An 18695-nucleotide genomic window follows, 5' to 3' on the forward strand; every position below is an offset into this window, starting at 1 on the left:
GCAGCGCGAACTATCGCAACCAGGTGCCGAATTGCGTGCGTGAGGTCAGCCGTCCCGCGTGGTCAGGCGCGCGTAGGCGATCGAGAGCCCGATGGCGATGTAGCAGGCGGCGCGTAGCGCGCCTTCGCCGAGCATCGCGGTGTCCACCGGGTCCATCAGCACCGAGGCGGGCGCCTGGGTCCAGTTCTCGTTGAGCAGGAACGGATGCAGCCACGAGACCGCGTCCAGGAAGCCGAGGATGGTGAACACGATCGTCCCGGCCAGCACCGAGGCGACGACCAGCATCGGATGTTCGGTGAACGCCGAGATCGCCAGCGCGACCGCGCCGACCGCCCACAGCTGCAGGACCACCCACGCGGCCACGAGCAGGATGCGGCCCAGCGCGTCCCAGACGCTCAGCGTCGAGCCGGTGAGGGTGAACATCGAGTCGGTGCCGCTGATGACCAGTCCGGTGACGAAACCGGTGAACGTCATGGCCAGTACGGCGATCGTCGAAACCGTCGCGACGCCGAACGCCTTGATCGCGAGCAGCCTGCCCCGGCCGACCGGTGCGATCAGCCAGCCGCGCAGCGTCCCGTGGGCCGCCTCGCCGGCGATCGCGTCCGCCCCGGCCATCGCCGAAGCGAGCGGGAGCAGCAGCCCCAGCGTCATGGTCAGTGCCGCGACCGGCAGGATGAACCCGTTGCTGACCGCGGACGCGAGCAGTGCGCCGTCCCCGTCGTCGCCACCGCCGCCGCTCGTCTCCGCCGGGTCGACGAGCGTCAGCGCGACCCCGATGATCACCGGGATCAACGCGAGCAGGCCCAGTACGGCGAGCGTGCGGGGCCGCCGGAAGATCCAGCGCAGTTCGGCGCGGTACAACCGGAGCAGGCCGACACTGTCCTGCCCGGTCCGTGCCGCGGGTGCCGCGGCCAGAGCGTGGGTCACGACTCCCCCTCACCGTCTACAGTGGACTCCGGCTGGGTCAGCCGGGCGAACAGGTCTTCGAGTCCGGTCCGCGCCCTCGCCGCCTCGTGCACGGCCACCCCGGCCGTCACCAGATGGCGCAGCACGTCGGGGGCTTCGGCGGCGGTCAGGTCGACGCGGACGCCGTCCGGGGTGAGCCTGCTGCCGATCCTGTTCTCCCGCAGCGTCTCCACCGCGAGTTCGGCGTCCGGCGTCCGCACCAGCAGCGCCGCGTTCCCCGACTCCAGCAGTTCCGAGAGCTCGCCCTGGGCGATCACGTTCCCGGACTGGAGCACCGCGACGTGCGTACAGGTCGCCTCGACCTCCGCCAGCAGATGCGACGACACCAGCACGGTGACGCCGTCGGCGTGCAGTTCACCGATGATCCGGCGGATCTCCCTGGTGCCCGCCGGATCGAGGCCGTTCGTCGGCTCGTCGAGCACGACCATCCGCCTGGGCACGAGCAGCGCGCTCGCCAGGCCCATCCGCTGCTTCATCCCCAGCGAATAGCCCTTGTAACGCCGGGTGGCGGCGCCGGTCAGGCCGACGCGCTCAAGAGCCGCGTCGACCGCTCCGGGGATTCCCGCCGAGGCCAGCCGCGGTTCGGCCGCGGCCACGCGCAGCAGGTTCTCCCGCCCGGAGAGAAAAGGGTGGAAACCCGGCCCCTCGACCAGCGCGCCGACGTCGGGCAACGCGTGCGCCGCCTCGTCGGGCATCCGTTTGCCGAAGAGTTCGACCTCTCCCTCGGTCGGCCGCACGAGACCGAGCAGCATCCGGATGGTCGTCGTCTTGCCCGAACCGTTGGGGCCGAGCATCCCCAGCACGGCGCCTTCGGGAACGTCGAGATCGACGTGGTCCACGGCCACCGTGCGGCCGTAGACCTTGCGCAGGCCCCTGGTCCGGGCCGCCATGGGTACCGCCGGAGCGGACGCCTCCTGGGAAGCGTCCGCTCCGGCTTCGAACGTGGTGGTCACTTCGCGGCCAAGGCCTCGAAGAGGACCTGCTCCGGCACCGCGCCGGCGGCGTAGCGGCCGTCGTCGGTCAGCACGCCGCTGCCGACCTTGGTGGTCACCAGCCAGCCGCTGCCCCAGGCACCGCTGACCGGCTTGGCGAACCGCGAAAGCAACGCCTTCGGGTCGACCTGGCGGCCCTGCTCGTCCTTGGCCTCGCCGGCCTTCGCCAGCGCGTCGGCCGGGATCTTGCCGGTGATCGCGGTGTCCCAGCCGTCGCCGACGACCTTGATCTCGGACTTCGCCTGCTCGGCGAGCTCACGGTTCTTCGGGTCGACCTCGGCGGTCTTCTCGGTCACCTTCGCGCCCTTGGGCGGGGTGAACTCGAAGTTCGAAGCGGGCTGGTCCGCGAAGTTGATCTCGCTGAACGAAGCCTCGAACGCCGGGGCGGACGTGCCGTTGGCCAGCACCGTGACCCGCAGCGGCATCCTGGTCTGCTCGTCGATCGCGACGCGGATCTCGCGCAGGAGGGTCCGCTCGCTCGGCTTCGGGGTCAGCACCAGTTCGTATGCGGCCCGGTTCGCCACCGAGGCCGTCCCGTCGACGGCGATCGTGCTGCTCTCGCGCACCTTGCCGAGCAGTTCGGAGGCGACCGTGGCCGGGTCGACGGCCTCGGCCTTGTCCTGGTGCTCCTTGGCCAGCTCGGCCGGAACGGTGATCTTGGTGGCCGAGTTGTCCTTGGAGTTGTACTCCCAGACGGTCTGGCCGTTCCGGACGATGGTCTGCTGGCTGGAGCCCTCGGTGAGCGAGATCTTGCTCTTGCCCGCGCCGTCGGTCGACACCTGCGCCGAGTCGACGTCGAGCGCCGAGACGCCGGGCATGGCGCCGCCGACCTGCGGCAGGCCGAGGTCGTTGCTGACCTTGACCTTCCCGTCGAACGCCGACGGCTTCGCGTTGAGCGTCGACTGCACCAGCTCTTCGGCGCTGACCTGCGGCAAGACGGGCGCGTCGCCCGCGGTGGCCGGCATCGCGACGACGACGAGCCCGCCGACGCCGAGAGCCGTCCCCACCACCGCCGCGGTGATGGCCTTCCTCTTCGGATCCATGCTGTCTCTCCCTGTTTCCCCGAACCCCAGTGTGCTCGGGTCTTGGCGACAACGCTTCCCCGGAAACGCTGAGACACCACTCAGACTCCGCCGCCGGAGCTGAGATGGCGCTGAGAGGTCGCGCGTGAGCTGGTCGAAGCGTGAATGATGAGGGACGTGAAACCTCGAGTACTGGTGGTCGACGACGAGCCCGGCGTGCGCAAGGCGTTGCAGCGGGGGCTGCGCGCCGAGGACATGGACGTGGTCACGGCGGCCGACGGGCCCAGCGGCCTGCGGCTCGCGCAGACGGGCTCCTTCGACGTCGTCCTGCTCGACATCATGCTTCCCGGGCTTTCCGGCTACCGCGTGCTCGAACGCCTGCGCGCGCTCGGTGTCACCACGCCGGTGCTGATGATCTCCGCGAAGGACGGCGAGGTCGACCAGGCGGACGGTCTCGACCTCGGCGCCGACGGCTACCTCGTCAAACCGTTCTCGTTCGTCGTCCTGGTCGCGCAGGTGCGCGCGGTGCTCCGGCGGGCCTCGCCGGACGCGATCCGCGGGCCGCTGCGCATCGGCGCGCTCGAAGTCGACCGGAGCCTGCGGCAAGTCCGCTACGACGGCGTCGAAGTGGCGTTCAGCCCTCGCGAGTTCGCGCTGCTGGAGGTGCTGGCGGGCCGGGCGGGAACGGTCGTCACCAAGGACGAGCTGCTGCGCGCCGTCTGGGGTGACGAGCAGGCCGCGACCCGGAACGTCGTCGAGGTCTACGTCGGTTATGTGCGGCGCAAACTCGACGCGGTCGGCGCGGGTGCCTTGGTCCGGACCGTGCGCGGACACGGTTACCTGGCTTCGGACCCGCAGCTCGACGAAGTGATCGCCCCGGCGGGACAGGGGTGATCGGCTCGCCGTCTTGGTGGCGCCGCCGTTCGCTCCAGGTCCGGATCACCCTGCTCACGGCCACGGTCACGCTCGGCTTCCTGCTCGGGCTGGCGGCGGTCGCGGGGGACAATCTCCAGCCGCTGCTCATCGGCTCGGTCGACGACGAGCTGAGTGGCCGGCTGAACACCGCGAAGGCCGACGTCGCCGCTGGGCGGACGCCGTCGGGATCGGCGGTGACCGTCCGCGTCCTCGACACCGGCGGCGTCCCGGTGGACGGCCTCCCGCCCGCGAACCTCGGCCCCGCGGACGTCCGCGCGCTGAAGGCGGGCGAACCGGTCACGACCGGCGGCGAGCACAGCTGGCGCTGGGCGGGCACCGTCGTCACCGCCCCCGACGGACAGCAACGGCTCGTCGTGGCGGGTGCGGGCCTGGTCGGCTTCGCGACCGCCGTGCACTCCGGCGGGCTGTGGCTGTTCGTGGTCGCGTCCGTCGGCGCGGTGGGCGCCGGGATCGCGACGTGGCTGCTGGTGCGGTTCGCGTTGCGGCCGGTGGCGCGGATGCGCGGGTCGGTGCGGGCGCTCCCGCCGGGCGCACGGCTGCCGCTGCCGGATTCGCACGACGAACTCCGCGCGCTGGCCGAGGAGTTCAACGCGTTGCTGGCGCGACAGGAGGAAGGTGCCGAACGGCTTCGCCGGTTCACCGGGGACGCCGCGCACGAACTCCGGTCGCCGGTCGCGTCGATCCGCGTGCAGGCCGAGGTCGCGGTCGCCAATCCCGATCCCGACCTCTCACAGGAGACGCTCGCCGACATCCTGGAGGAGGCGGAACGGCTCTCCGCCCTGCTCGACGGGCTGCTGGCGCTGGCGAGGTCGGACGCGGGGGAGGTCCCGCCCGCGGAACCCGTCGAGCTGGTGAGCGAGGTACGGGCCGCGGTCGCGCGGATGCCCGCCGGCGCGCCGGAGATCCGAGTGAGCGGCACGGTCGGGAGCGCGTGGGCGCTGGCCACGCACGCCGAGGTCGAACTGGTGCTGAGCAATCTGCTGCGCAACGCCTGCCGGTACGCGCGGGGGCAGATCGTGGTGTCGGTGCTCGCGGCGCGGTCCACCGTGCGGGTGGTGGTCGACGACGACGGTCCGGGTATCGAGCCGGAGCACCGGGAGCGGGTGTTCGACCGGTTCTACCGCGTGTCCGATTCGCGGGCCCGATCGTCCGGCGGCACCGGGCTGGGGCTGGCGATGGTCGCCGAGGCCGTCCGGCGCCGAGGGGGTCGCGTCCGCGTCGGTGAGTCCCCCGATGGCGGGGCGCGTTTCCAGGTCGTCTGGCAGGCGGCGCGGCCTCGGTAGGTGATTCGGTCCGCCTCACGCGTGACTGGATGGACGACACGCGTGATCAGAAGGCCGACTCGCGTGACTGGATGGACGACACACCCTCCCTCGGCAGTGTCGTCCGTCTGATCACGCGTGTCGTCCGTCTGATCACGCGAAACCGCCGTTCGCGAGCGGCGAGCGCGGTCGTAGGGTGAGCGCGTGGTGATCGTGGGCGCCGCCATCGTGCGGAACGGACAGCTGCTGGCGCAGCAGCGGGCTTGGCCCGCCGACCACGCCGGTCAATGGGAACTGCCGGGCGGGCGCGTCGAGGACGGCGAAAGCGACGAAGCCGCCTTGGCGCGGGAATGCCTGGAGGAGCTGGACGTCGCGGTGACGGTCGCGGGCCGGGTCGGCGACGACGTGCCGCTGCCGAAGGGGAAGGTGCTGCGGATCTACGCCGCCTCCCTGGTCAGTGCGGGGGACGAGCCGCGAGCCGTGGAGCACAAGGACGTCCGCTGGATCTCCGCGCGCGACCTCGACGACCTCGACTGGCTGCCCGCCGACCGCGTCCTCCTGCCCGCCCTGCACACCCTGCTCGCAAGTCCGTGAAGGCCTCCTTCCCTACCCTGAAAGTGGGGAAGGAGGCCTTCACGGAACTTCAGCCGGCGCCGATGAGCCGCAGCGCGGACTGGAGCCGGTGCTCACCCCGTTCCGCCGCCCGGACGGCACCCGCCTTGCGCACCCGCTCCAGCTCGCCGGGGTCGGCCAGCAGCGCCAGCGCGCGGTCCCGGACCGGCCGCAGCTCCTCGATCAGCGCCTCGGCGACGGCCTCCTTGACCTGGCCGTAGGAGTCGAACCGGTCGGCGAGGTCCTCGGGCTTCTCCCTGACACACGCCGCGAGGATGTCGAGCAGGTTCGCCATCCCCGGCCGGGTTTCCGGCGCGTAGGCCGGTTTCGACCCGCCGTCGGTCTTCGCGCGCTTGACCTTCCGCCGGACCTGGTCGGGCTCGTCGAGGACGAAGACCACCCCGGCCTCTTCCTTCGTCGACTTGGACATCTTCCGCGTCGGCTCGGCGAGGTCCATGACCCGCGCGCCGGCGGGCGGCAGCACCGCCTTCGGCATGGTGAACACGTCGCCGTAGGTGGAGTTGAACCGCTTCGCCAGCGTTCGCGCCAGCTCGACGTGCTGCCGCTGATCCTCGCCGACCGGGACCTCGTCCGCGCCCTGCAGCAGGATGTCCGCCGCCATCAGCACCGGATAGGTCAGCAGGGACAGCCGGACCCCGGCCCTGCCCTTCGACTTCTCCTTGAACTGGATCATCCTGGCGGCCTCGCCGTAGTTGCAGGTGCACTCCAGTACCCAGTTGAGGGCGCCCAGCTCGCGGGCGATGTCGGATTGCACGAACACGCGGTCCGGCTCGATCCCGGCCGCGATCAGCACGGCCAGCTGCTCCGACGCCATCGAACGCAGCTTCGCCGGATTGTGCGCGTTCGTCATGGCGTGCAGGTCGGAGACGAAGTACAGGTCGTCCGGCCCGCCCTCGTCCGCCCAGCGCCGAATGGCCCCCAGGTGGTTCCCGACGTGGACGTGGCCGGACGGGGTGATCCCGGACAACCTGATCATCTGCCTTCTTCCTTCCGGATTCGGGCCGCCCCAGGGTCCGGGCACGAAAAAGGCCGCCCGGTGGGGCGGCCTGGAGGTGCGCTCGTCTGGTTCAGCGCAGGACTTCGGGGCCGCCGGAGGGCGGCCACCACTGGGCGTTCTGCGCGCGCATGCCGGTGAGCCTACCGCAACCGGAAAGGCGGGCGCGGATCACTCATTACGGGCATGAATCGTCAACACTTCATATCGGCCGGGGCAGTACACCCGTCATATTGGCGATGCGGGTCTACCTTCGACACATGTTCGTCGTCCTGCTGACCTACACCGCGCCCATCGAAGAAATCGACTACGTGCTCCCGGATCATGCCGACTGGCTGACCAAACAGTACGAGCAGGGTAATTTCCTCGCCTCCGGCAGGCGCAACCCGCGTATCGGCGGAGTGATCATCACCAAGCCCATGGCCAGGGGAAAGCTGGACGCGATCCTCGCGACCGACCCCTTCTCGATCAAGCACATGGCGGCCTACGAGGTGATCGAGTTCTCGCCGACCCGTACCGCGCCGGAACTGCGGGCGATCAACGAGGCGGTGGTGCATTGACGATCTTCTAAGCGGCTTTCGCGATCTTCGTCTTCGCCTTTTTCAGGGCGAGGACGGGGCATTTTCCGCATCTCGACTTCGACCGGCAGCATTTCTTCTTGACCTTGCCGGACTTCATCCATTTGCGCACGAGCTTGTGCGGGTCGTCAGGTAGTTTCTTGCCCACTCGCGCTCCTTGTCCGACCGTGTCGGCGACCTCTACACGTTAGGTGAGCCTAACCGATCTGGGGGCGTGGGGCTGCTCACAGTCGGGCTACCGGTATCCTGGTGTGGTCCGCGTATGGCCAAAGTCGGCCAGGCGTGTCTCGAACGCGCGAGCGTGGGCACCACACCCGAACTTGAAACCCTTTGGAGCCTTCGCGTGCCCGCAGCCAGCGCCACCGCAGTCGATGCCGGCCGCTCGTCCGGCAAGACCCGGCCCGACCTGCGCAACGTCGCCATCGTCGCACACGTCGACCACGGCAAGACGACCCTCGTCGACGCGATGCTCCGGCAGTCCGGCGCCTTCGAGGAACGCGCCGAACTCGTCGATCGCGTGATGGACTCCGGGGAGCTCGAGCGGGAAAAGGGCATCACCATTCTCGCGAAGAACACCTCCATCCGCCGCAAGACCGACGAGGGCATGGTGACGATCAACGTCATCGACACCCCCGGTCACGCCGACTTCGGCGGCGAGGTCGAGCGCGGCCTGTCCATGGTCGACGGGGTGGTGCTGCTGGTCGACGCCAGCGAGGGCCCGCTCCCGCAGACCCGGTTCGTGCTGCGCAAGACCCTCGAAGCCGGCCTGCCGGTGATCCTGGTCGTCAACAAGACCGACCGTCCCGACGCCCGGATCTCCGAGGTCGTCGAAGAGACCCACGACCTCCTGCTCGACCTGGCCGGTGACATCGAGGACGCCGACCTCGACGCGATCCTCGACCTGCCGGTCGTCTTCGCCTCCGCGCGTGCGGGCAAGGCGAGCCTCGAGCAGCCCGCCGACGGCGCGGTGCCCGAGAGCGAGAACCTCGACCCGCTGTTCGAGACCCTGATGCGCCACGTGCCGCCGCCCTTCGCCGACCGCGAAGGCCCGCTGCGCGCGCTGGTCACCAACCTCGACGCCTCCAACTTCCTCGGCCGGATCGCGCTGATCCGCATCCACTCCGGCAGCCTGCGCAAGGGCCAGACGGTGGCGTGGATGCGCGAGGACGGCACCATCCAGAACGTCCGCATCTCCGAACTGCTGGTCACCGAGGCGCTCACCCGCGTCCCGGCGACCGAGGCGAGCGCGGGCGAACTCGTCGCCATCGCCGGTATCCCGGAGATCACCATCGGCGACACCCTCGCCGACGTCGAGAACCCGGAGGCGCTGCCCCGGATCGCCGTCGACGAGCCCGCCATCTCGATGACCATCGGTGTCAACACCTCGCCGCTGGCCGGCCGCAGCGGCGGCGACAAGGTCACCGCCCGCCTGGTGAAGGCGCGCCTGGACCAGGAGCTGATCGGTAACGTCTCGATCCGCGTCCTGCCGACCGAGCGCCCCGACACCTGGGAGGTCCAGGGCCGTGGCGAGCTGGCGCTGGCCATCCTGGTCGAGCAGATGCGCCGCGAGGGCTTCGAGCTGACCGTCGGCAAGCCGCAGGTGGTCACCAAGATGATCGACGGCAAGCTGCACGAGCCGTTCGAGCGGCTGTCGATCGACTCCCCGGAGGAGCACCTCGGCGGCATCACGCAGCTGCTGGCCGCTCGCAAGGGCCGCATGGAGCACATGGGCGGGCACGGCACCGGCCGCATCAAGCTCGACTACGTCCTCCCAGCGCGCGGCCTGATCGGCTTCCGCACCGACTTCCTCACCGAGACCCGCGGCACCGGTATCGCGAACCACGTGTTCGAGGGGTACTTCCCGTGGGCGGGCGAGATCCGCACCCGTCACTCCGGTTCGCTGGTCGCCGACCGGTCCGGCCCGATCACCGCGTACGCGATGATCCAGCTGGCCGACCGCGGCACCTTCTTCGTGGAGCCGGGCGCCGAGGTGTACGAGGGCATGGTCGTGGGCGAGAACCCGCGTGCAGAGGACCTCGACATCAACATCACCAAGGAGAAGAAGCTGACCAACATGCGTCAGTCCTCCGCCGACGTGATGGAGACGCTGGCCCGTCCGCGCAAGATGGGCCTGGAGGAGGCGCTGGAGTTCTGCTCCGTCGACGAGTGCGTCGAGGTCGCCCCCGACGTCGTCCGGATCCGCAAGGTCACGCTGGACGTCAACCAGCGCGCCAAGGAGCGCAACCGCAACAAGAACCGCGGCTGAGCAGAGGCCGAGGTGGGTCGTGACTGACGTTTCGGGTTCTACCCCGACGCTGTGCCCAAGTCCGTGAAGGCCTCCTTGAGGGACCCAGAGTCCCTCAAGGAGGCCTTCACGGACTCCGGACCAGTAGGTGCATAGGACACGGTTGGTTCCAGCCCGAATCGCCACTCACGACCCCTGTACCGATCGGTCGCGTGACTGGGTGGACGACACGTGTGATGGGACGGACGACACGCGTGATCCGACGGACGGCACTCGGAGGCGTCCGGCTGGACACGTGTGTCGTCCACTCGATCACCTGTGTCGTCCGTCGGATCACACGTGCCCTCCCAACGTCGAAGGGCGTCTGCTCACTCACCGTGAGTAGGCGCCCTTCGACGTTTCCGCGTCCCCGTTTGGTCACGCACCGTATTCGGCCGGGCGTTCTTCGTTAAAGAAAGGTCCTTTCCCGACAATTTCGAAGGAAAGCCGGACTCCTTTTCGGACGGTGTTCACAACACCGGAACACCCCGGACGGAAGGACGCCGGAGCGGTCGCGCGTGCCGGGCCGAGAACGCGGATCCGGACGGGCGCGAAACAAAAGTCCCTAAATGCGTCCGGATAGGACTCGCGGTCGCGATCGTTTCGGTCATCAATCGTGCGGTGGCGAACATTCCGGCGGCCGTTCCGGAATGTTCCGGGTTTGCGGAACCGATTGTGGAGCGAGCGTGCCCCGGCGCCTCCGAAAAGCCTCGGCCCGGCAGGAACCCCGGTGGCCTCCCGGACGTCCACCGGAGGAGGACGGCATCCGGTCGGGCGACGACCGGGCCGATATGGGAATCTCGCTGCCGAGGCCATGGCGCGCGTGATAGCTCTATGGCGACCAGGCGAGGGACGAACCGGGAGGATCAAGGCGTGCGGTCACCGACCACAGCGGCGTCCATGCTGGCGTGCGCGGCCGTGCTCCTCGCCGCCTGCAGCAACACCCCGCCCCCGCCCGTGGTCAGCTCGTCGGCCTCCCCGGTGAGCACGTCGACCACGAAGACGCCTTCGCAGGTGGTCGTGGGGGTCGACGACGTCCTCGGCGGCTACAACCCGCACAACCTCGCCGACGCTTCCCAGGTCACGTCGGCGCTTTCGCAGCTGCTGCTCCCGTCGGTGTTCCGCCCGAAGGACGACGGCAGCTTCGAGCTGGACAAGAACCTGATGAAGTCCGCCGAGGTCGTCTCGCAGCAGCCGTTCACGGTCGCGTACACGATCCGCCCGGACGCCTCGTGGTCCGACAGTGCGCCGATCGCCGCCGAGGATTTCGCCTATCTCCGCGAGGCGATGCGCGACCAGCCGGGCGTCATCGGCGCCGCCGGCTACCGGCTGATCTCGGACATCCAATCGCGTGAAGGCGGCAAGCGGGTCGAGGTCACCTTCGCGAAGCCGTATCCGGGCTGGCAGACGCTCTTCGGCAACCTCCTGCCCGCGCATCTGCTCAAGGACGCCCCGAACGGGTGGCAGGGCGCGCTGGCGACGACGTTCCCCGCGGTCGGCGGCCCGTACTCGATCAAGGGCCTCGACACCGCGCGCGGAGAGATCACCCTGGAGCGCAACGAGCGCTATTGGGAGAAACCCTCCGCCCTCGACCGGATCGTGCTCCGTGCGGCCGACCAGGACGGCACACTGGCCGCCCTGCGCAGCGGCAACGACCAGTTCGCGATGACCAGGACCGACGGCACCGGCCTCAAACGGCTCGGCGAACTCGGCTCCGCCGTCCAACTGCACACGGTCGCGCGGCCCACGGTCGCGCAGATCCTCCTGCGGCCGGTGAGCTCGACGCTGTCGGATCCCAATGTGCGCGAAGGGGTCACCGCGCTGATCGACCGCGGCAAGCTGATCACCGAGGCGACCGACGGCGGCCCGTCCGACAAGCTCCGCGCCGACGCGCAGGTCCGCGTCCCGTCGGCGCCCGGTTTCCAGCCGACGATCCCGGCCCCGGGGCCGCCGTCGGCGGCGGATCCCGCCAAGGGCGAGGAACTGCTCAAATCCGCCGGATACACCAAGGAAGCGGGCACCTGGCGGAAGAACGGGAAGAACCTTTCGCTGGTCGTGGCCTCGCCCGCCAAACAGGAGCCGTACGCGACGATCGCCAAGGAGCTGACGGCGCAACTGGTGGCCGCGGGGATCGAGGTCAACGCGATCGCCCCGCAGCCGCGAGAGCTTTTCTCGACGATGCTGGCCATGCCGGTGCTCAACGGGATCCAGCAGACGACCCCGGAGGGCGCGGGCAACGTCGGCATCGACATCGCGGTGATCGGCCAGGTCACCGGCGGTGCGGACGTCGCTTCGGTACTGGCGTCCACCTTCGGCTGCCGCCCCGATCAGCTCACCGACAAGACCAAGGCCGTCGTCCCGGGGAACCCGCTGGGCTTCTGCGATCCGGCCCTGCAGGCCCCGATCGACGCCGCGCTGACCGGCGCCACCCCGGTGGCCGACACGCTTTCGGCCCTGGAACCGGAATTGTGGCGTCGGAATGTTGCCATTCCGTTGTTCCAGCTGGCCGATACCCTCGCCATCGGCTCTGGTATTTCCGGAGTAACCGCAGGTCCTCCTATGGTGGGCCCTTTCGGGTCCGCGGTGAACTGGACACGGGGTCCGAAGTAGCCGTTTCGCGGCCGAGTCGGACCCTGGAGGGTGACCTTTCCCGGCACGTTCGAGTGGTGGACCGATTCCTCAAGGTAACCGCTGTATTTCTTGATGTCAGCCGCAAGTTACCCTTTGGTCACGATCGCCCCGTAACTGGTGACTGTTCGTGCATTTCCTTTCTAGCGTGCACCCGCAGTGCGCCAAATGAGTGTTGCTTGGCGTGTCATAGGCTCCGGGCCATCTCACCGGAGCGGTGTGGGGTCCTGTTCCGATCTCAGGAACCCAGTGCTAGGAGGGCACACTTCATGAGGAAGTCCAAGGCAGTCTCCGCCTGGTCGCTGGTCGCGGCCTCCGCGCTTGTGCTGAGCGCATGCAGCGGTGGCGACAGCGGCAGTACCGACCCGAACGGGTCGTCGACCGACATCAAGAGCATGGCGACCGGCAAGGCGCAGAACGGCGAAAACTTCAAGCTCGCGGACACCCCGGGGTACGAAGGCACCGTCACCGTGGGTATCGACGACGGGTACTCGGGCTACAACAACGACACGCCCGACACCAACACGTCGTACAACACCTACATCCTGACCGCCGTGCTCGCGGGCGCCGACGTGCTCGACGGCAACAACAAGGTGCTGCTGAACAACGACGTGTTCGACTCCTGGGAGGTCACCTCCAAGGCGCCGCAGACCGTCGTCTACAAGATCAAGCCGAACGTCAAGTGGTCGGACAACGAGGCGTTCGACTGCGACGACATGTACCTGTCGTGGCTGGCGCACTCCGGCAAGGCGAAGACCTCCGACGGCAAGCAGGCCTTCCTCGCCGCTTCGACGACCGGCTACCAGCTGATCGACCAGGCGACCTGTAAGGACGACCTGACCTTCGAGACCAAGTACACCGAGCCGTACCTGGACTACAAGGGTCTGTTCAACTCGACCGCGATCATGCCCGCGCACATCGTCGAGAAGAACTCGGGCGTCGCCGACATCACCAAGCTGACCCCGACCAGCGACGCGGCCCAGCTGGCGAAGGCCGGTGACTTCTGGACCAACGGGTTCAAGGGCTTCAAGGCCGACGTCATGCCGGCCTCGGGTCCGTACAAGATCACCGCGTTCGACGCCAACCAGAAGGCCGTCACGCTCGAGAAGAACCCGAACTGGATCGGTGGCAAGGGTGGCCCCTCCAAGATCGTCGTGAAGGCGATGGAGGACACCAAGGCCATGGCGACCGCGCTGCAGAACGGTGAGATCGACATCGCCGCTTCGACCCAGCCGGACGCCACCGCGGCGAACACCATGAAGGGCCTCGCCGCCCAGGGCATCACCTACGGTTCGGCCTCGCAGCTGACCTTCGAGCACATCGACCTCAACTACAAGCGCATGTTCAAGGACAAGGACCTGCGCAAGGCGTTCTTCGAGGTCGTCAACCGCCAGGAGATCACCGACAAGCTGCTGAAGGAGGTCCAGGCCGACGCGACCCCGCTGAACAGCATCGTGTTCATGCCGGGCGAGCAGGGCTTCAAGGACCTGTACAGCAGCAAGGCCGGTCTGGGCGCCGAGGCCGCGGCCAAGACGCTGACCGACGCCGGCTGGGTCAAGGGTGGCGACGGCATCTTCGCCAAGAACGGCCAGCGCGCGTCGTTCAAGATCTCGCACAACCAGAACACCCGCCGTCAGCAGACCGTCGAGATCATCATCTCGCAGGCCAAGGCCGCCGGTATCGAGATCACGGACGACCAGGACGCCAACTTCCTGAAGGGTGGCCGTCTCGCGGCCAGCGACTACGACGCCGCGCTCTTCGGCTGGTCCGCCGCTCCGTTCAAGGCCGAGCAGAAGTCGATCTACATCACCCGGGTCGACGACAGCAGCCAGAACTACCAGGGCCTGTCGAACCCGACGATCGACTCGTCCTTCGAGGCGGCCGTGAAGGCCACCGACGAGGCCGTGCAGCTGGAGAACTACCAGAAGGCCGACCAGGCGATCGCGGACGAGTACGCGACGCTGCCGCTGTTCCAGACCCCGTCCATGTGGGCGTTCAAGGGCATCGACCGCACTTACATGCAGTCGTACAACGGTGTCCTGTGGAACGTCGGTGAGTGGGAGCAGAAGAAGTAGGGCTTCCGCCCCGCTTTTTCACCACTCGCTTACGCGATCCTGGTGGTACGGGGCCCGGCCAAAAGCCGGGCCCCGTACCCGCCGGAAGTAGCTGTTGACCGTAGGGTTACCGCCACTACGGTGGACAACCGGGCAGCGGTCCAGCACTTCGGCGGCCAGGCCCGGATGAGGAGCAGTTCGTTGAACCTGGTGATCTACATTCTTCGCCGTCTGGCGATATCGATTCCCGTCCTGCTGGTCGGGACTTTCCTGTGTTTCGTCATGGTCGCCGGCACCGGTGACCCGCTCGCCGAGATGAAGAGCAACCCGGCCATGAGCAAGGAAGCCATCGCGCAGATGGCCTCGCAGCTCGGGCTGGACCAGAGCATCGTGCCCCGGTACTTCACTTGGCTCGGCAACTTCGTCACCGGCGACTGGGGCGTTTCCATCGCACAGGGCAACGCGCAGGCCCCGGTGTTCCCGAAGGTCATGGCCGCGTTCGAGGTCACCTTGAAGCTCGTCGTCGGCGCCGAGATCCTCGCGCTCGTGCTCGGCGTCCTCGTCGGTGTGGTCGCGGCGGTCAAGCAGTACTCGATCATCGACTACATCGCCACCACGCTGGCCTTCCTGCTGTTCTCGATGCCGATCTTCTGTGTCGCCATCGTGCTCAAGCGCTACGCGATCGAGTTCAACGGCTGGGTCCGGGACCTGGGACTGTCCGATGTGCTCGGTAACCCGTGGATCCGCACCACGAGCCCGGAATCGCTGAATTTCGACGGTCCAGGCGGTTTCCTCGCCAGTTACATCGGCGCGTATCTGCTGCCGACGTTGTCCATCATGGCGATCAGCTTCGCCGCCTACAGCCGGTTCCAGCGCGCTTCGATGCTGGAGACGCTGAACGCGGACTACGTGCGGACCGCGCGCGCCAAGGGACTCGCCAACGGCCGGGTCATCTTCCGCCACGCCTTCCGGAACGCGCTCATCCCGGTGACCACGCTGTTCTCCGTCAACTTCGGTGCCGTGCTCTCGGGCGCGATCATCACCGAGACGGTGTTCAACTGGAATGGCATGGGCAAGCTGCTCGTCGAAGCCGTGACCAAGAGCGACACGCAGGTGATGATGGGGTGGCTGGTGCTCATCGCCAGCAGCATCATCGTCGCCAACCTGATCGCCGACCTGATGTACGGCATCCTGGACCCGAGGATTCGCGTTGGCTGACTTGAACTCCCTTATCGCGGCGGAAGGTTCCAAGCCCGCCGACGGCGCGCTCCCGGCGGAGGCGCTGCCCGAGCCGCAGAGCCAGGGCAAGCTGGTCCTGCGCAAGTTCCTGCGGCACAAGCTGGCGATGATCTGCACGGCGGTCCTGCTGCTGCTCGTGCTGACCGTGCTGATCATGCCGATCTTCTGGCCGTACAGCTACGAGGACAGTTCCTTCCCGTCCTTCGCCAAGCCCAGCGCGGAGTATCCGCTGGGCACGACGCAGGTCGGCAAGGAGATGGTGTCGCAGATCCTGCGCGGCACCCAGTACTCGCTGCTGATCGCGCTCATCGTGTCGCTCGTCGCCACCACCATCGGAACCGTTTTCGGTGCCATGGCGGGGTACCTTCGCGGCTTCACCGACTCGGCGATCTCCCGCGTGACGGACCTGTTCCTGATCGTCCCGCAGATCGCGGCCGCGGCCATCCTGGCCAAGGTGTTCGGCGGCGGTACCTGGTACATCGTCGCGATGGTGCTGGCGGCCTTCGGCTGGATGCCGATCGCCCGTATCGCCAGGGCCGAGTCGATGTCGCTGTCCCAGCGCGAGTTCGTGGACGCCGCCCGCGCGTCCGGCGCCGGGACGTTCCACATCGTGTTCAAGCACCTGGTGCCGAACATGGTCGGCCTCATCACGGTCAACGCGACCCTCGCGATCGCGCAGGCCGTGCTGATCGAGGCGGCACTGTCGTTCATCGGGCTCGGGGTGCAGCTGCCGGACACTTCGCTCGGCCGCGTCATCCTCGAGAACTACGCGCAGCTCCAGGCGCGGCCGGCGCTGTTCTTCGGCCCGTTCGTCGTGCTGGTGCTGATCTCGCTGACGATCAACTTCATCGGTGACGGCCTGCGGGACGCTTTCGACCCGCGGCAGCGCCGCCAGAAGGCGTAAGGCCCTCTTCAGCGCATGAAGGCCCCCTTCCCTCGGCTCAGCCGAGGGAAGGGGGCCTTCACGCGCTTCAGGGCACTGCTGCCAGGCCTCTCTGGCGAGTTCACGGGCCGGGAGCCGCAACTCGCGTGATCAGAGCCGCAACTCGCGTGCTTGGAGGCGTAACTCGCACATTCGTCTCCAGACACGCGAGTTACGCCTCCAAGCACGCGAATGGCGCCTTCAAGCACGCGAGTTACGCCTCTGGACACGCGAGTGGCGTCCAGATGCACAAAGGCCCCCTTCACCGCGTCCAGCGCCGCGAAGGGGGCCTTCGTGTACCTCTGAGGGTCAGTCGGCCACCGGGGCCAGCTTGCCCGCTTCCCAGGCCGCACGCCGCTCGGCCTGCAGCACCGGGTCTGCGACCGGGGCGGCCGACAGCAGACGACGGGTGTAGTCCTCGCGCGGCGAGTGCAGCACCTGGTCACGCGTGCCGACCTCGACCAGCTTGCCGTGCTGCATCACCGCGACGCGGTCGGCCAGCAGGTCGACGACGGCGAGGTCGTGGCTGATGAACAGGCAGGCGAACTGCAGCGAGCGCTGCAGGTCCAGGAACAGGTCCAGCACCCGCGCCTGCACCGACACGTCCAGCGCCGAGGTCGGCTCGTCCGCGATCAGCAGCGCCGGGTCGAGCGACAGCGCCCGCGCGATGGCGACGCGCTGACGCTGGCCGCCGGACAGCTCGTGCGGGTAGCGGTTGCGGTAGTGGCCGCCGAGCTCGACCTTGTCCAAAAGGGACGCCACGCGCTCGTTCAGGGCCTTGCCCTGCAGGAACTTGTGCAACACCATCGGCTCGGCGATCGATTCGCCGATGGTCATCTTCGGGTCCAGTGTGGACGCCGGGTCCTGGAACACGATCGAGAAGTACCGGCGCAGCGGGCGCAGGTCCTTGTTCGACATGTTCGTGATGTCCTTGCCCGCGATCGACACGGTGCCCGAGGTCGGGGTCAGCAGGCGGATCGCGCAGCGGCCGACGGTCGACTTGCCGGAACCGGACTCGCCGACCAGGCCGACGATCTCGCCCTTGGCGATGCTCAGCGAGACGTCGTCCACCGCGCGGTTCTTCGCCTGGCCGCGACGGCCGGGGTACTCCAGCACGAGGTTCTTGATCTCGAGCGCGGGCGCGTTCTCCTCGATCACCGCGGCGAGCTCGGAGTCCTCGAGCCGGATCTCTTCGGCGATCTTGGTGGCCTCGTCGCTGTCGGCGGAGATGCCCTCCTCGAGCAGGCGGCGGCCTTCCGGACGCTGGCCCAGCACGGGGACCGCGGCGAGCAGCTTGCGGGTGTACTCCTGCGACGGCGACGCGAACAGGTCGCGCACCGGCGCCTCTTCGACGATGTTGCCCTGGTACATCACGACCACGCGGTCGGCGAGGTCCGCGACGACCCCCATGTCGTGCGTGATCAGCACGATCGCGGTGTTGAGCGTGTCGCGCAGCTTGCGCAGCAGGCCGAGGATCTCCGCCTGCACGGTGACGTCGAGCGCCGTGGTCGGCTCGTCGGCGATGATGACCTTCGGGTCGCACGAGATCGCCATCGCGATGACGACGCGCTGCCGCAGACCACCGGAGAGCTGGTGCGGGTACTGCTTGAAGCGCAGCGGCGGGTTCGGGATGCCGACCATCTCCAGCAGCTCGATGGCGCGCTTGTCGGCGGCTTCCTTCGAGATGTCCTGGTGCGAACGGAGCGCCTCGCGCAGCTGCCAGCCGACGGTGTAGACCGGGTTGAGCGCGGTCATCGGCTCCTGGAAGATCATCGCGACCTGGTTGCCGCGGATCTTCTGGAGGTCCTTCTCCTTGAGATCGGCCAGGTTGCGGTCCCCGAGGCGGAGCTCGCCCGCGATCCGGCTCGTCTTCGGGAGCAGCCCGAGCACCGACATCGAGGTCACCGACTTGCCGGAACCGGACTCACCGACCACCGCGACGATCTCACCCGGTTTGACGTCGAATCCGATGCCCTTGACGGCGTTGACCACGCCCTCGTCGGTCGGGAACGAGACGCTCAGGTCGGAGATGGACAGAACCGAACCCGACACGCCGCCGAGGTCCGACGATGCTGCTTCAGTGCTCACCAAGATGCCCTTCGTGGGGGTACATATGGTCACGGCGCAGTGCCCGTGACGGTGTCAACGCGTCCTCGGCGGTAAAGAGTGCCTCGGACGTGCGCGA

15 protein-coding genes are annotated in these 18695 nt (G+C 68.3%); 9 read left to right on the forward strand and 6 right to left on the reverse strand.

Translation table 11 applies throughout. From position 1 onward, the window contains the following. Window positions 1-45 precede the first annotated feature (45 nt). Genes CVV72_RS35520 through CVV72_RS35530 form a run of 3 tightly spaced genes read right to left on the reverse strand, consistent with a single transcriptional unit; the run spans window position 46 to window position 3001 of the window. Entirely contained in the window at window positions 46-927 is an 882-nt protein-coding gene (locus tag CVV72_RS35520; protein WP_219148505.1) for an ABC transporter permease, read from the reverse strand. Next, on the reverse strand, window positions 924-1919 hold the full coding sequence (locus CVV72_RS35525) for an ABC transporter ATP-binding protein (RefSeq protein WP_034305294.1): 996 nt from the start codon (window positions 1917-1919) through the stop codon (window positions 924-926). Before CVV72_RS35525 ends, CVV72_RS35520 begins: the two co-directional genes overlap by 4 nt. Beyond that, window positions 1916-3001 carry an outer membrane lipoprotein carrier protein LolA gene (locus tag CVV72_RS35530; protein WP_219148507.1) on the reverse strand — a complete coding sequence of 362 codons (1086 nt, stop codon included), beginning with the start codon at window positions 2999-3001 and terminating at the stop codon, window positions 1916-1918. Before CVV72_RS35530 ends, CVV72_RS35525 begins: the two co-directional genes overlap by 4 nt. Window positions 3002-3145: 144 nt before the next feature. Between CVV72_RS35530 and CVV72_RS35535 the strand changes: the two genes are divergently transcribed. From CVV72_RS35535 to CVV72_RS35545, 3 genes are all read left to right on the forward strand, one after another. Further along, window positions 3146-3874, forward strand: coding sequence for a response regulator transcription factor (locus CVV72_RS35535; protein ID WP_126737467.1), 729 nt, complete (start codon window positions 3146-3148; stop codon window positions 3872-3874). Next, window positions 3871-5199, forward strand: coding sequence for an ATP-binding protein (locus tag CVV72_RS35540; protein ID WP_219148509.1), 1329 nt, complete (start codon window positions 3871-3873; stop codon window positions 5197-5199). The genes CVV72_RS35535 and CVV72_RS35540 overlap by 4 nt, the downstream gene beginning before the upstream one ends. A 183-nt stretch (window positions 5200-5382) precedes the next feature. Beyond that, window positions 5383-5772: a (deoxy)nucleoside triphosphate pyrophosphohydrolase gene (locus CVV72_RS35545; protein WP_219148510.1), complete on the forward strand. Its 390-nt coding sequence runs from the start codon at window positions 5383-5385 to the stop codon at window positions 5770-5772. 49 nt (window positions 5773-5821) lie between these two features. Here CVV72_RS35545 and trpS read toward each other — a convergent pair whose 3' ends face one another. Beyond that, window positions 5822-6787, reverse strand: a complete 966-nt coding sequence (gene trpS / locus CVV72_RS35550) for a tryptophan--tRNA ligase (protein WP_125673991.1) — start codon at window positions 6785-6787, stop codon at window positions 5822-5824. Window positions 6788-7065: 278 nt separating this feature from the next. Here trpS and CVV72_RS35555 point away from each other — a divergent pair, with 278 nt between their 5' ends. Further along, the gene (locus CVV72_RS35555; RefSeq protein ID WP_219148513.1) at window positions 7066-7365 is read left to right on the forward strand and encodes a YciI family protein; all 300 of its coding nucleotides are present in this window, start codon (window positions 7066-7068) and stop codon (window positions 7363-7365) included. 7 nt (window positions 7366-7372) lie between these two features. On the opposite strand, the gene CVV72_RS35560 is transcribed toward CVV72_RS35555, so the two are convergent. Then, the gene (locus tag CVV72_RS35560) at window positions 7373-7531 is read right to left on the reverse strand and encodes a hypothetical protein (protein WP_007028942.1); all 159 of its coding nucleotides are present in this window, start codon (window positions 7529-7531) and stop codon (window positions 7373-7375) included. A gap of 195 nt (window positions 7532-7726) precedes the next feature. Here CVV72_RS35560 and typA point away from each other — a divergent pair, with 195 nt between their 5' ends. The 5 genes from typA (at window position 7727) to CVV72_RS35585 (ending at window position 16492) form a co-directional block, all read left to right on the forward strand. Next, a complete protein-coding gene (typA, locus tag CVV72_RS35565) occupies window positions 7727-9649 on the forward strand; it encodes a translational GTPase TypA (protein WP_034305906.1) in 1923 nt (640 codons plus the stop codon). A gap of 918 nt (window positions 9650-10567) precedes the next feature. Further along, on the forward strand, window positions 10568-12277 hold the full coding sequence (locus CVV72_RS35570; protein WP_219154341.1) for an ABC transporter family substrate-binding protein: 1710 nt from the start codon (window positions 10568-10570) through the stop codon (window positions 12275-12277). A 287-nt stretch (window positions 12278-12564) separates the two neighbouring features. Further along, window positions 12565-14370, forward strand: coding sequence for an ABC transporter family substrate-binding protein (locus CVV72_RS35575; protein WP_219148515.1), 1806 nt, complete (start codon window positions 12565-12567; stop codon window positions 14368-14370). Between the two features lie 180 nt (window positions 14371-14550). Continuing rightward, on the forward strand, window positions 14551-15567 hold the full coding sequence (locus CVV72_RS35580; RefSeq protein ID WP_063277670.1) for an ABC transporter permease: 1017 nt from the start codon (window positions 14551-14553) through the stop codon (window positions 15565-15567). Then, complete coding sequence (locus tag CVV72_RS35585) at window positions 15560-16492, forward strand: ABC transporter permease (protein ID WP_091598657.1); 933 nt, start codon at window positions 15560-15562, stop codon at window positions 16490-16492. Before CVV72_RS35580 ends, CVV72_RS35585 begins: the two co-directional genes overlap by 8 nt. 327 nt (window positions 16493-16819) lie before the next feature. Here the strand turns inward: CVV72_RS35585 and CVV72_RS35590 are convergent, their stop codons facing one another. Then, entirely contained in the window at window positions 16820-18598 is a 1779-nt protein-coding gene (locus tag CVV72_RS35590) for an ABC transporter ATP-binding protein (RefSeq protein WP_167373543.1), read from the reverse strand. Window positions 18599-18695 lie beyond the last annotated feature (97 nt).

It is taken from the genome of Amycolatopsis sp. TNS106 (genome assembly GCF_019330265.1).
In the GTDB taxonomy this organism is placed as follows: domain Bacteria; phylum Actinomycetota; class Actinomycetes; order Mycobacteriales; family Pseudonocardiaceae; genus Amycolatopsis; species Amycolatopsis lurida.